This is a genomic window from Comamonas sp. FUJ_7 (genome assembly GCF_057369555.1).
This window is the reverse complement of sequence record NZ_JBXXZI010000001.1, coordinates 25302-37032: the sequence shown is the minus strand read 5'-3', so window position 1 is coordinate 37032 and position 11731 is coordinate 25302. Positions and strand designations below refer to the sequence as shown.

General features: G+C 58.9%; 16 protein-coding genes. 13 read left to right on the top strand and 3 right to left on the bottom strand.

Annotation, left to right across the window (positions count from 1 at the left end):
• Positions 1–100: 100 nt before the first annotated feature.
• The 6 genes from AC2I9W_RS00185 (at position 101) to hemP (ending at position 4147) form a co-directional block, all read left to right on the top strand.
• Positions 101–1228: an alpha-hydroxy acid oxidase gene (locus AC2I9W_RS00185; RefSeq protein ID WP_486408678.1), complete on the top strand. Its 1128-nt coding sequence runs from the start codon at positions 101–103 to the stop codon at positions 1226–1228.
• Between the two features lie 95 nt (positions 1229–1323).
• Positions 1324–1617, top strand: coding sequence for a (2Fe-2S)-binding protein (locus tag AC2I9W_RS00180; protein ID WP_486408677.1), 294 nt, complete (start codon positions 1324–1326; stop codon positions 1615–1617).
• A gap of 158 nt (positions 1618–1775) precedes the next feature.
• A complete protein-coding gene (locus AC2I9W_RS00175; RefSeq protein WP_486408097.1) occupies positions 1776–2513 on the top strand; it encodes an energy transducer TonB in 738 nt (245 codons plus the stop codon).
• Positions 2514–2536: 23 nt separating this feature from the next.
• On the top strand, positions 2537–3259 hold the full coding sequence (locus tag AC2I9W_RS00170; protein WP_486408096.1) for a MotA/TolQ/ExbB proton channel family protein: 723 nt from the start codon (positions 2537–2539) through the stop codon (positions 3257–3259).
• 3 nt (positions 3260–3262) lie between these two features.
• Positions 3263–3679 (top strand): ExbD/TolR family protein, encoded by a 417-nt coding sequence (locus AC2I9W_RS00165; protein ID WP_486408095.1) that lies wholly within the window; start codon positions 3263–3265, stop codon positions 3677–3679.
• Positions 3680–3937: 258 nt separating this feature from the next.
• The gene (gene hemP / locus AC2I9W_RS00160; RefSeq protein ID WP_486408094.1) at positions 3938–4147 is read left to right on the top strand and encodes a hemin uptake protein HemP; all 210 of its coding nucleotides are present in this window, start codon (positions 3938–3940) and stop codon (positions 4145–4147) included.
• A gap of 217 nt (positions 4148–4364) precedes the next feature.
• Here the strand turns inward: hemP and AC2I9W_RS00155 are convergent, their stop codons facing one another.
• Positions 4365–4772, bottom strand: coding sequence for a GlcG/HbpS family heme-binding protein (locus AC2I9W_RS00155; RefSeq protein WP_486408093.1), 408 nt, complete (start codon positions 4770–4772; stop codon positions 4365–4367).
• Between the two features lie 194 nt (positions 4773–4966).
• Between AC2I9W_RS00155 and AC2I9W_RS00150 the strand changes: the two genes are divergently transcribed.
• From AC2I9W_RS00150 to AC2I9W_RS00140, 3 genes are all read left to right on the top strand, one after another.
• Positions 4967–5659 (top strand): Bax inhibitor-1 family protein, encoded by a 693-nt coding sequence (locus AC2I9W_RS00150; RefSeq protein WP_486408092.1) that lies wholly within the window; start codon positions 4967–4969, stop codon positions 5657–5659.
• Positions 5660–5759: 100 nt separating this feature from the next.
• Complete coding sequence (locus AC2I9W_RS00145; protein WP_486408091.1) at positions 5760–6113, top strand: hypothetical protein; 354 nt, start codon at positions 5760–5762, stop codon at positions 6111–6113.
• Between the two features lie 202 nt (positions 6114–6315).
• Positions 6316–6858 carry a DUF2325 domain-containing protein gene (locus AC2I9W_RS00140; RefSeq protein WP_486408090.1) on the top strand — a complete coding sequence of 181 codons (543 nt, stop codon included), beginning with the start codon at positions 6316–6318 and terminating at the stop codon, positions 6856–6858.
• 219 nt (positions 6859–7077) lie between these two features.
• Here AC2I9W_RS00140 and rlmD read toward each other — a convergent pair whose 3' ends face one another.
• Both rlmD and AC2I9W_RS00130 read right to left on the bottom strand, forming a co-directional pair.
• Positions 7078–8577, bottom strand: coding sequence for a 23S rRNA (uracil(1939)-C(5))-methyltransferase RlmD (gene rlmD / locus AC2I9W_RS00135; protein ID WP_486408089.1), 1500 nt, complete (start codon positions 8575–8577; stop codon positions 7078–7080).
• A gap of 141 nt (positions 8578–8718) precedes the next feature.
• Entirely contained in the window at positions 8719–9030 is a 312-nt protein-coding gene (locus tag AC2I9W_RS00130; protein ID WP_486408088.1) for a hypothetical protein, read from the bottom strand.
• A 239-nt stretch (positions 9031–9269) separates the two neighbouring features.
• Between AC2I9W_RS00130 and AC2I9W_RS00125 the strand changes: the two genes are divergently transcribed.
• Genes AC2I9W_RS00125 through AC2I9W_RS00110 form a run of 4 tightly spaced genes read left to right on the top strand, consistent with a single transcriptional unit; the run spans position 9270 to position 11681 of the window.
• Positions 9270–9815 (top strand): GbsR/MarR family transcriptional regulator, encoded by a 546-nt coding sequence (locus AC2I9W_RS00125; protein WP_486408087.1) that lies wholly within the window; start codon positions 9270–9272, stop codon positions 9813–9815.
• A 45-nt stretch (positions 9816–9860) separates the two neighbouring features.
• Positions 9861–10757: an NAD-dependent epimerase/dehydratase family protein gene (locus tag AC2I9W_RS00120; protein WP_486408086.1), complete on the top strand. Its 897-nt coding sequence runs from the start codon at positions 9861–9863 to the stop codon at positions 10755–10757.
• A gap of 7 nt (positions 10758–10764) precedes the next feature.
• Entirely contained in the window at positions 10765–11208 is a 444-nt protein-coding gene (locus AC2I9W_RS00115; RefSeq protein ID WP_486408676.1) for a DoxX-like family protein, read from the top strand.
• Positions 11205–11681 (top strand): DUF2269 family protein, encoded by a 477-nt coding sequence (locus tag AC2I9W_RS00110; RefSeq protein ID WP_486408085.1) that lies wholly within the window; start codon positions 11205–11207, stop codon positions 11679–11681. Before AC2I9W_RS00115 ends, AC2I9W_RS00110 begins: the two co-directional genes overlap by 4 nt.
• Positions 11682–11731: the final 50 nt, after the last annotated feature.

Sequence of the window (11731 nt, the reverse complement as noted above, 5' to 3'; positions counted from 1 at the left end):
TGCTACGGGGCGCCCCTTGCAAGCTGCCTCTCGCTTCTCTTTCGCGTAAGTCGCGCCCGTTTTGCCATCAACGCTCATCTTGCGAATGTCTAACACTTCTTTGAATGCCGCAGGCCAGCCCGTCAAAGCGGCACTGACGCAGATTCCGGCCCAGATCGGCTCGCTGGCCGACTACGCCCGGCTGGCCCGCGAACATCTGGAAGCCCATGCCTGGGCACATATTGAAAGCGGCGCCGATCAAGGGTTGACGCTGGCTCACAACCGCCAAGTCTTCGACCGCATCCGCCTCTGCCCCGAACCGCTGGCCGACCTGTCTGGCGCGCATACGCGACAACACCTGCTGGGTCAGGATCTGGAGTGGCCTGTGCTGCTGGCGCCTGTGGCCTATCAAAGGCTCGCCCACCCGGAAGGCGAGCTGGCGACCGCCCGGGCTGCCATGGCCATGCGCACAGGCATGGTGGTCAGCACCTTGTCCAGCTACTCGCTGGAAGAGATTTCGCAGGCCGCTCAGGCAAGCCATCAGGAGCTGGGGCGCAGCGGCCCGCTGTGGTTTCAGCTCTACCAGCAACCATCGCGCGAGCACACGCTGCAGCTGATTCGCCGCGCCGAAGCGGCGGGTTATCAGGCCTTGGTCTGGACGGTAGACGCTCATATCAAGCGCTCCAGCTACCCGCTGCCAGCCGGGGTGGAGGCCGCCAATCTGCGCGGCATGCCGCAGCTGCACCAGAGCAGCGACCTGATGAGCGAGCACATTCTGTTTGGCACCGAGCTGGCTCAGACCGCACCCAGCTGGGACGATCTGGTCTGGCTGCGCGAGCAGACCCGGCTGCCACTGATTGTCAAAGGCGTGCTCTCGGCCCAAACCGCCACCAAAGCCGTTGAGCTGGGAGCGGATGCTGTCGTGGTTTCCAACCACGGTGGGCGTGTGCTGGATGGTGCAGTGTCGCCACTGGAAATGCTGCCCGCCATACGCGCTGCCATACCGGCACATATTCCGGTGCTGATGGACAGCGGAATACGCCAAGGCACGGATGTACTCAAAGCCATCGCCCTCGGGGCCAGCGCCGTCATGGTGGGTCGCCCACAAATGCATGCCCTGGCCACAGCCGGCATGCTGGGCGTGGCGCACATGCTGTATTTGCTGCGCGCCGAACTGGAGTTGGCCATGGCCCAGACCGGCTGCGCACGCCTGGAAGAGATCAGCTCCGAGCGCTTAACCACCTGCTGAATGTGAGTAATTGGAGAGCATGCATTGCAAATGCGATGGATTCTCATTTATACTCCAGCTATCACATCAATAGCCAGCAACAACTGCCTGTAGCCATGATCGTCTGTGTATGCCGCCGGGTCTCTGACCGAGAAATAGCACGCCACGCGCATGCGGGTATGAGCTTTGACGAAATCCAGTTCGAACTGGGCGTCGCCATGCAATGTGGGCGCTGCGAAGGCTGTGCCCGCGATGTTGTGGCTCAGTGCAGCGCCAGCCACCCCATCGCAGCCATTCACAACGAAGCCCATGCTTGCGCACCGGCCCAGACAGTTCAGCTTGCCACCAACATTCTGGAGAGCAAAGCATGGCCCACTTCTCAATCTTCTCAGCCCTCTTCGGCAGTCTGATTCTGGTGCTGGCCTGCACCTGGTGGATTTTGCATAAGTAAGCTTTGTATAAGTAATCTCCTTATCAATAAGACCCTTGCCTCCACCTCTCTCCTTAACCAGCGCCTGCGTTTTCTGACTTCCCACTGCGCGCTGGCACCTCTCCTGCCGCTTTCTTTATGTCCCCATCTGATCGATTTGCACCAGCCAGTGGCAAAAGCCGTAATCTGGCAGTGGCAGGTGCTGTAGTTGCAGTCCATGCTGCAGCTTTGTGGGCCATGCAACACGGTCTCGCCCAGCAAAAGCCACCCGAAGTGGTGATTCCCGCCAGCGTGATCGCCCAGTTTGTCGCTCCGCCTGCTCCCGAGCCAACGCCGCCTGCGCCTCCTCCGCCCAAGCCCCCGGCTCCGGCACCGGCTCCCAAGCCACAGCCCAAACAGCCCAAGCCGGAAATCAAAAAAGCCCCTCTGCCCAAGGCCATCAAGGACCCGACGCCTGCACCGGCGGCTCCACAGGGTGCATTGGAAGAGAGTGAGAGCAAGCCTGACAAGAATCCACCGGCACCACCTTCGCCTCCAGCCCCACCGGCTCCGCCAGCGCCGCCTGCTCCACCCGCACCTCCGGCTCCTGCCAAAATCGAGCAACCATCGAGCAATGCGGCCTACCTGAACAACCCTGCGCCCTCCTATCCGTCGGTGAGCAAGCGCATGGGTGAACAAGGCAAGGTGCTGCTGCGTGTCTATATCAACGAGCAGGGCCAGCCCGAAAAAATCGAAATCAAGCAGTCCAGCGGCTTTGACCGCCTTGACGATGCCGCCATGGCTACCGTGCGCCAGTGGAAGTTTGTCCCCGGCAAGCGCAACGGTGTGGCCGAGCCCATGTGGCACATCGTGCCCATCAACTTTGTTCTCAAATAAATCTGCAGTTCTCAGGAGTACCCATGGAATCCCAATTCGGCATTGCCCACGTCTGGACACAGGGCGACTTCGTGACCAAGGCCGTGGCCATCATCTTGCTGGTCATGTCCGTAGCGTCGTGGCTGGTCATCATTCTCAAAGCGCTGGACATTGTGAAGTTCAAGAAGTACGCCACTGCGGCGCAAGACTTCTGGCACAGCCCCGACCTGGCGACGGGTCTGGAAAAGCTGGGCCACGACAAACAGAACCCCTTCCGCTTCATGGTGCTCGAAGGCCGCGAAGCCTCTGCCCACCACCGCAAGACCAGCGCCCACCTGCATGACACGCTGGACATCAGCGACTGGGTGACCCGCTGCCTGCGCAACGGCATCAATGAGTTCACGGCTCGCCTGCAGTCCGGCCTAGCCATCCTGGCCTCCGTCGGCTCCACCGCCCCCTTCATCGGCCTGTTTGGCACGGTCTGGGGCATCTACCACGCCTTGGTCGCCATCGGCATATCGGGCCAGTCCTCCATCGACAAGGTGGCAGGCCCTATCGGCGAAGCGCTGATCATGACCGCCCTGGGTCTGGCCGTGGCCATCCCTGCCGTGCTGGGCTACAACGCCCTGTCGCGCGGCAACAAGGGCATCCTGAACGCCCTGAACAGCTTTGCCCACGACGTGCATGCTTATTTCGTGACCGGCGCCCGCGTCACCGTGGACGGCCAGGCCTCCGGCAATGTGCTGCCGCTGAAGAAAGGTGCCTAAGCCATGTCTTTTGGAACCATGGACGATGGGGACAGCGATGAGGTGATGAACGAGATCAATATGACGCCCTTGGTGGACGTCATGCTGGTGCTGCTCATCATCTTCATCATCACCGTGCCCGTGATGAAGCACTCGGTCAACGTGGACCTTCCTCGCGCCACCAACCAGCCCGAGGACACCAAGCCCGCCACCGTGCAGCTGGGAATTGCTGCAGACGGCAAGTACTTCTGGGGCGACAAAGAAGTCAGCGACGCAGAACTGGAAGCCAACCTGCAAGCCGAGGCCGCCAAGGAGCCTCAACCCGATCTGCATATCCGAGGTGACAAGGAAGTGCGCTACGAGCGCGTGGCTCAGGCCATGGCTGCAGCCCAGCGCGCAGGTGTCAAGAAGATCGGTTTTGTGACCGATCCTGCTCAATAAACATCAGCAGCAATACCTCATCAGCGGCCCTCTTCAGGGCCGCTTTTTGTTTCATGAATCATGCTCAAATCCGTCTCTATCGCTTGATGGATAAGCGCAGACAGCTCCTTAATCAGAAGCAAAAAGACCCGTTCTCAAAGCCGCTGACTTTTTTACCCAAAAATAAACATGATTTATTTGCAAATGAGACTAAGTATCACTTGCACTTTAATTGAGAATTGTTATCATTACGAAAATTTGATTTTAAGGAACCCCGGAATGTCTGCACCGCTTCTTGCGTCCTCACAGCCCGACGTCCGCAGCACTTCTTCTATCGCTGCTGCAACCCCTTCGACCGTGCCCAATGCCAGTCTGGGCCTGGATAGCGCCCAACTGCTCAACGGCCAGAAAGCCGTCACCATCTTGCACAATGGCACTCCCTATCGCCTGCAGGCCACCAAGCTCGGCAAGCTCATACTGACCAAATAAGGTTAGCCAACCTCATTAGTTTCATCGTGGGGCGACACCGCAAGTGTCGTATTCGCCAGCCACAGCGGCTGCAGAGCACAAGCCCTCTCTTGCGCTCGCACCACCGGTAGCCACGCGTTTTTTCCTTGTCACATCCAAAACAAAACCCCTGCCGCTTGATGCGTGCAGGGGTTTTGTTTTGGGCTCGCTGCCGCCAAAGCGGCAGAGGCAAGAAAAGTTACAGACCCAAGGCAGCGATACCTGCCTTGGCAACCTGTGCATCTTCATTGGCCTTCACGCCCGACACACCCACGGCGCCTAGCACCTGGCCATCCTTGACGATGGCCACACCACCTTCGAGCAGACCGTCCACAAAAGGAGCGCTCAGGAAAGCAGCACGTCCATTGTTGATCATGTCCTCAAAAGCCTTGGTGTCCTTGCGGCCCACGGCGGCAGAGCGCGCCTTGGCAGGAGCGATATGGGACGAGATAGGCGCTGCACCATCCATGCGCTGCAGCCACAGCAGGTGTCCGCCATCGTCCGCAATCGCGATGGTCACAGGCCAGTTGTTCTTCAGGGCTTCCGCTTCAGCAGCAGCAGCAATCGCTTTCACGTCGGCCAGTTCGAGTTCGTGCTTGGTCTTCATACAGGTCAAAAGCTCCGTTGGATTATTCAATGCATCAAGCATATTCGGTACTGCAGAGGCAAAAGTGCTCGTCATACGCAAAACATTCCATCCCAAAACTGCCGCAGTGCAACGGGGTATTGCAAAAGGCTCTCAACACCCCCACCTAAAATAGCAATGTTTCCACACACAATTCCCGAAGGAGGAATGGCTACATGAACGAACAAGTCACCACACTGGGCTCTGCGGGCTACGGTGTCTCGCAGCAAGAGCGCAACCGTGTCTTGCGCAATACCTACTGGCTGCTGGCACTCAGCCTAGTCCCCACCGTGCTGGGCGCTTGGCTGGGCGTAGCCACTGGCATCACTCGCTCCCTGAGTGGCGGCCTGGGTCTGATCGTCTTCATGGCTGGCGCCTTTGGCTTTATGTATGCCATCCAGAAGACCAAGCACAGCGCTGCTGGCGTGCCTGTGCTGCTGGCCTTCACCTTCTTCATGGGCTTGATGCTCTCGCGCATGATCGGCATGATCCTGGGCTTCTCCAATGGCACACAGCTGATCATGACTGCCTTCGCCGGCACTGCTGGCGTGTTCTTCGTCATGGCCATGCTGGCCACGGTGATCAAGCGCGACCTGTCGGGCATGGGCAAGTTCCTGTTCGTCGGCGTTCTGGTGCTGCTGGTGGGCTCCATCATCAACATCTTTGTGGGCTCCACTGCCGGCATGATGGCCATCTCGATGGCTGCCATCGGCATCTTCTCCGCCTATATGCTGTATGACCTCAAGCAGATCATCGATGGCGGCGAAACCAACTACATCAGCGCCACCCTGTCGCTGTACCTGGACCTGTTCAACGTGTTCCAGAGCCTGCTGGCCCTGCTGGGCATCATGGGCGGTGAGCGCGATTAAGCCTTGTGCTTGAGCTGCAAAAAAGGAGCACCCCGTGTGCTCCTTTTTATTTGTGCGTCCCCGCTAAACTTTCAGGCCAAAGCGCCGATAAACAGCCAAGATGAAGCCAAACCACCTTCCCCGTGTACTTGCGATTGCACTGCTACCTCTGGTACTGGCAGGCTGCAAGATTGAAGACATTCCGGGTCTGGGTCCAGATCCGCGCACCATTGCGCGCGAGTCCGAGGCCAAGGCCGTGGGCGGCGCCTGCCGCCATGCCATGCGTGGTCTGGAGGACTGCTACACACTCAACCCTAAGTCTCCCAAAGCCCTGGTTTTTGCAGGCTGGAAGGACATGGACGAATACATGCGCTCCAACAAGATCGAGGGCGTACCCTCCGTGCTGGGCCAGAGCGCTCCGGAAAAGCGCGCCCCAGAAGCCGATAGCAGCAGCGCCAGCCGCAATCGCAGCTAGACAAGCCCAAGCCACACTCCCCAAGGCCGCAGCCACCCGTTGCGGCCTTTTTCTTTGTCTTGCTCCTCTGCAATCCATGCCCAATACACGCTCAATCCTCAGGCTATTTATTGATAATGATTCTCAATTAAAATACCATCTAGAGCGTGCAAGATGCAGGAGACCAACTCTTCTGCTCTGCCCAGTTCTGGAGGGATATGCCGTGACCGCTGACGAAATTGAGCAACTGCGCCAGGAGCACTTGGCCCTGATGCTGAGCTATTGCGAAGTTCAGCAGCGCTGCAGCGCCCAAATCCAGTCACTGACCAGGAAAGTAGAGGCGGTGAGCCAGCAGCTGATTCGCTGCCGCGCCCAGTTGATTGCAAGCGACAGCGCTCTGGCCTGGGAACGAGAGCTGCGCCAAACCCTGGTCATGCAGCAGCTGATCGCCTGGCAGACACCTCCATCGACAGAGCTGAAACCAGTTTCCTTGCTGCATCGCAGTGCGGAATTCGCAAGCGCTCCAGACGATGCGCATGAACAGCAGTTGCTGGAGCACAGCCTTCAGGTGGCAGACCTGGTGATCTGCCAGACCGGCTGCATCAGCGATGGCGCTTTCTGGCGCGTGCAAGACCACTGCAAACGCACAGGCAAGCCCTGCGTGCTGCTGGACGCCTCCAGCAACGCCCTGCATGTGGTGCAGATGCGCAGCGGCATGGAAGATAAACCCGCCCACCCCGTACCGGGCAAGAAGGAGATTGCATGAGGAACAGCTCTATCGAATCGCACAGCCATGCCCAGATCCTGAGCCTGCGCCCCAAAACCGCACTGGGTTTGCTGATCTGCCTGGGCGGGCTGCTGGCATTGCTTTCCCGCTGGTGAAAGTTCTGCTCCACCAACACATCAGGCACAAGACAGACACAAAAAAGCCCGACATGAAAGTCGGGCTTGCTGAGGGCACTCTTCAGCGCTTCATCAATTCCAATCAGTCGCGCTCAAAAACGGCCATCGACTCCACGTGCGCGGTGTGAGGGAACATATTCACCACTCCTGCGGCCACGCAGCGATAACCGGCCTGATGCACAAGCAGGCCAGCGTCACGTGCCAATGTGGCGGGGTTGCAGCTCACATACACGATGCGCTGAGGGAACTGCCAGCTTTCCTGCCCCTCAGGCAAGGGCGGGAGGAGATCGGGCTCTTCCTCTGTGGCTACGCCGGTCTGCTTGGCTCCGATGCGGATCTGGTGAATATCGGCCATGGCCTTGGCCAGGGCAAATGCGCCCTCGCGAGGAGGATCAACCAGCCACTTGTCGGCATGGCCATCTGCAATCAACATGGCCGGCGTCATATCGAACAAATTTCGCGCCACAAAGCTTGTGGGAGCCAGCTTGTCATCCTCACTGCGCGCAGCATTATTGGCCGCGTAGTTTTCGTGTGAGCGCTTGACCAAGGTTTCCGAACCTTCAATACCCAGCACTTCACGCGCCATGGTGGCGATTGGCAAAGTGAAATTGCCCAGGCCGCAGAACCAGTCAATCACACGATCTGTCTTTTGTGCATCCAGCAGACGCAGCGCACGCGAAACCAGTACCCGGTTGATGTGCGGATTGACCTGTGTGAAGTCGGTAGGCTTGAAGGGCATGGTGATGCCGAAGTCCGGCAGGCCATAGGACAGCTGAGTGCCGCCCTCTTCCATCAGATGCACCGTGTCCGGCCCCTTGGGCTGCAGCCACCACTGCACATCGTGCTTGGCGGCGAAGTCGCGCAGGCGCTGCTTGTCGCCTTCGGTCAAAGGCTCCAGATGGCGCAGCACCAGCGCCGTCACATGGTCGCCGCAGGCCACTTCGATCTGTGGGCAGGTCTCACGCGCATCCATGCTGGCAATCAGCGCCCGCATGGGCATGAGCATGGCATCCACATGGGGAGGCAGAATCTTGCAAGTCTCCATGTCGGCGATATAGCGGCTCTTGCGCTCGTGGAAGCCTACCAGTGCTTTGCCCTTCTTGATCACATAACGCACCGACAGGCGCGAGCGGAAGCGATAGCCCCAAGCGGGCCCCTCGATAGGACGCAGCAAAGTCTCGGGCTTGACCTTGGCCAGATGCCAAAGGTTATCTTCCAGCACCCGTTGCTTGATGGCGACCTGGGCCGCCACATGCAGATGCTGCATCTTGCAGCCGCCGCATGCACCGACATGCAAGCCAAAGTTGGGGCAACCGGGAGTCACACGCTGCGAAGACTCGCGGTGGATTTCGGTCAGCGTGGCCGCTTCCCAGTTATTTTTTTGACGATGGGTCTTGGCGCTAACGATCTCGCCTGTCAGTGCACCGTCGATGAAGACCACCTTGCCATCAGGCTTGCGCGCCACGCCTTGAGCGTCCATGTCCATGGACAGCACTTCCAGCCAGCCCTCGGGCTGCGCTGGGGCATCAGACGGAACTTCGGGCAAGTTTTCGGGAATTTTGTTGTCGCGGGATTCACTCATGGTGACCCGATTGTCTCAGGCCGTCCCATACCCGAGAGCCTGCCACGGCAAAAAGCGCTCACCGAAAGCCAAAGGCCAGCTCCAGAATATCAATGAAAAACGCATGAAACGCTTATAAGTAAAGCGCTTGCAGCTATTGAATCAGAAGCGTGAATCTTCACGCAGGCGGCGCTCACGGCTTTGCCGTGCCTGGGCGATCTGGGCGCGCTCAGCAATCAGATTGACTTCCGTGGCGCAGTTGTACTCATCCAGCGAAAAAAACATGCGCGCCCCCGGCGAGAGTTGAGGCACCGTTAGATGCAGCGGCAGCGAAAGATCGACCGGCGCCACGTTAGAGCGGTAGATCAGCTCGTTATTAGGCGCATAGACAAAGTAGCAGGCAGCCGATGCAGCCTGTGTCAGAGCGCAGGCCGACAGCATCAGTGCGGCACGCATTGCAGATAAAGCGGTCATGAAGTCTCCCTTCTCTCAGAGCGGCTTGCTCCTAATCTGAGCGCCATTTTAGATGCGAGCCCAATGAGAAGCAGCAGCAACGCTCTTCTGCATTTTTTTCTTTAATGACAGAAATCACTTTAAGCGCCTCCAGCTCTAATTCGATTTTTATTTTTACCTACTCACTCATCATTTTTCTATTCTTGGTGAATGAAATTTCTGTATTGACAGAAATTCAAAGCCACCCCACACTGCCATACATGCAACTAAGTCCTATCGCTGAACGCTTTGTGCACCACTGGGGAGACATGGGCAATGCCTGGGGCGTCAACCGCACCGTGGCACAAATTCATGCCCTGCTGTTCTTCCACGGCAGGCCCCTCAATGCCGATGAAATCTGTGAAACCCTGGGCGCGGCGCGCTCCAATGTCAGCACCAGCCTGAAAGAGCTGCTGAACTGGAACCTGATTCGCAGCAGCCGCAAAAACGGCGATCGGCGTGAGTATTTTGAAACCTCGGCCGACGTATGGGAGCTGCTGCGCACCATTGTGCGAGAGCGCAAGCAGCGCGAGTTTGACCCCACCAGCACCCTGCTGCGCGAGCTGATTGCGCAACCCGAGTTCGAGCAGGAAACGCCCGACACCCAGGACCGCGTTCACGAGACATTGCGGCTCATGGATTCACTGGGTATCTGGACCGATGAAATGCTGCGCCTGTCCCCCGCCACGCTCGACAAGATTCTGAGACTTGGCGCCAGCGTCCAGCGGTTTGTCAGAGGCTCCGAAAAAGACGGCAACAAGGCCTGACCTTCATGCTCTTGAGTTTCTGTATTGACAGAAAAGGAGACATTTATGCGAGTTCTGATCTGCGGTGGCTCAGGCTTTCTGGGCAGATACATTGTCAACGCCATCGCCCAGTTGGGCCATGACCCGGTGGTGCGCAGCCGCCACTCCCGCCCGGCGCTGGACTTTTCGCGCTGCACCACGCCCGACTCGTGGCGGGAACATTTGCTGGGCATCGACGCCGTCATCAATGCCGTGGGAGCGCTGCGAGACCAGCCCGGCCAAAGCCTGCAGGACCTGCACACAGCAGCACCTGCCGCCTTGTTCGACGCCTGTGCTCAGGCAGGCATCAAGCGAGTGGTGCAAATTTCGGCCTTGGGCGTGAACCAGAGTCAGACCCGGTATGCCACGACCAAGCGTGCTGCAGATGACTATTTGCTAGCTCTTGGTGCAAGTGGGCAGCTCAACCCTGTCGTGGTGCGGCCCAGCATCATCTTTGGCAGCGGCGGGGCCAGCAGCAAGCTGTTTTTACAGCTGGCGGGCCTGCCCATGCTGACCTTGCCCGCCATCATGCGCAGCGCGCAAATTCAGCCCGTGGCTGTGCGCGATCTTGCGGAAGTTGTCGCCAACCTAGCCACGTCAACGCCAACGTCAACCTCCGCCTGCTGCGTCATCGAAATCGGTGGGCCGGAGCCCATTTCCATCGAGCACTTTATCGCCAGCCTGCGCACACAAATGGGGCACCAGCCCGCCACGGTGGGCTTACTACCGGATTGGCTCAGCAAAGCCAGTGCCCGCCTGGGTGACCGCCTGCCCTGGATGCCCTGGTGCAGCGAGGCAGCGGCCCTGCTGGAGCAGGACAACATCAGCAACCCGCAGACACTGAAAGATCTGCTGGGGCGCCCACCCACGCCTATCCAAGACATGCTGGCCACCCTGAGACAAGGAGGCGCACATGCCAGATAACACACCCATGCGCTCTGCCGCCACCAAGGCCCAGTGCACACAGCATTCCCAGCCATCCACCCTCCTCATGCACCTCAGTCTGGTCGTCGTATGGCTAGGTACAGCGCTTGTCAGCGCGCTAGACTATCTGGGTCTTTCCAGCCTCAACCACGAAGGCGCACGCCTGCTCGCCAGCGGCGGCATTGCTGATGCACGCTGGCAGGCGCTGCTTATCTGGTCAGGCCTGCTGGCCGACCTGTTGATAGGCGTGGCTCTGCTGCTGCGCCCTGGCCGAAGCAGCTACCTCACGGCGCTGTTGCTGATGGTGGTCATGACCGCCATTGGCACCGTGCTTCAACCTGCACTGTGGCTACACCCGCTGGGGCCGCTGCTCAAAAATCTGCCAATTGCCGCCATGCTGTGGTTTTTGCTACAGCACAGCCTCGCTGACTCTGTGAAAGAAGCGCCATGAATATCTATTTACTGCTCAAGATGACCCACATCCTCTCCAGCGTGCTGCTGGTGGGCACCGGGCTGGGGTCGGCGTTTTATATGTTCTTTGCCAACCGAAGCGACTCAGCGGCAGCACAGGCCGTGGTCAGCCGACTCGTGGTACGGGCTGACTGGTGGTTCACCACCCCTTGCATCTTTATCCAGCCCATCACCGGCCTTGCCATGGCCTATATGGCAGGCTGGCCGTTGACCACACCATGGATTGCGCTGTCACTGGGCCTGTACGTGCTGGCAGGTGTTTGCTGGCTGCCAGTCGTCTGGTTGCAGATTCGCATGGCTGCCATGGCCAATCACGCTTATCAACACAACCAGCCGCTGCCCTCCTTGTTCAAGCGCTATCAACTGCGCTGGGAAGCTCTGGGCTACCCCGCCTTCGCGGCCATGGCGGTCACCTACTATCTGATGGTGAACAAGCCGCCACTGTGGGGCTGAAGTACATCGCACCAATACGCGCTACAGGACTGCCTGCCTGGCCCGTCCAG

Coding starts and splice junctions, on each gene's coding strand:
- AC2I9W_RS00145 (WP_486408091.1), top strand. CDS start 5,760: ATGAAGCCAAACCACCTTCCCCGTGTACTTGCGATTGCACTGCTACCT.
- AC2I9W_RS00180 (WP_486408677.1), top strand. CDS start 1,324: ATGATCGTCTGTGTATGCCGCCGGGTCTCTGACCGAGAAATAGCACGC.
- AC2I9W_RS00155 (WP_486408093.1), bottom strand. CDS start 4,772: ATGAAGACCAAGCACGAACTCGAACTGGCCGACGTGAAAGCGATTGCT.
- AC2I9W_RS00175 (WP_486408097.1), top strand. CDS start 1,776: ATGTCCCCATCTGATCGATTTGCACCAGCCAGTGGCAAAAGCCGTAAT.
- AC2I9W_RS00110 (WP_486408085.1), top strand. CDS start 11,205: ATGAATATCTATTTACTGCTCAAGATGACCCACATCCTCTCCAGCGTG.
- AC2I9W_RS00150 (WP_486408092.1), top strand. CDS start 4,967: ATGAACGAACAAGTCACCACACTGGGCTCTGCGGGCTACGGTGTCTCG.
- hemP (WP_486408094.1), top strand. CDS start 3,938: ATGTCTGCACCGCTTCTTGCGTCCTCACAGCCCGACGTCCGCAGCACT.
- AC2I9W_RS00170 (WP_486408096.1), top strand. CDS start 2,537: ATGGAATCCCAATTCGGCATTGCCCACGTCTGGACACAGGGCGACTTC.
- AC2I9W_RS00115 (WP_486408676.1), top strand. CDS start 10,765: ATGCGCTCTGCCGCCACCAAGGCCCAGTGCACACAGCATTCCCAGCCA.
- AC2I9W_RS00120 (WP_486408086.1), top strand. CDS start 9,861: ATGCGAGTTCTGATCTGCGGTGGCTCAGGCTTTCTGGGCAGATACATT.
- AC2I9W_RS00165 (WP_486408095.1), top strand. CDS start 3,263: ATGTCTTTTGGAACCATGGACGATGGGGACAGCGATGAGGTGATGAAC.
- rlmD (WP_486408089.1), bottom strand. CDS start 8,577: ATGAGTGAATCCCGCGACAACAAAATTCCCGAAAACTTGCCCGAAGTT.
- AC2I9W_RS00130 (WP_486408088.1), bottom strand. CDS start 9,030: ATGACCGCTTTATCTGCAATGCGTGCCGCACTGATGCTGTCGGCCTGC.
- AC2I9W_RS00125 (WP_486408087.1), top strand. CDS start 9,270: ATGCAACTAAGTCCTATCGCTGAACGCTTTGTGCACCACTGGGGAGAC.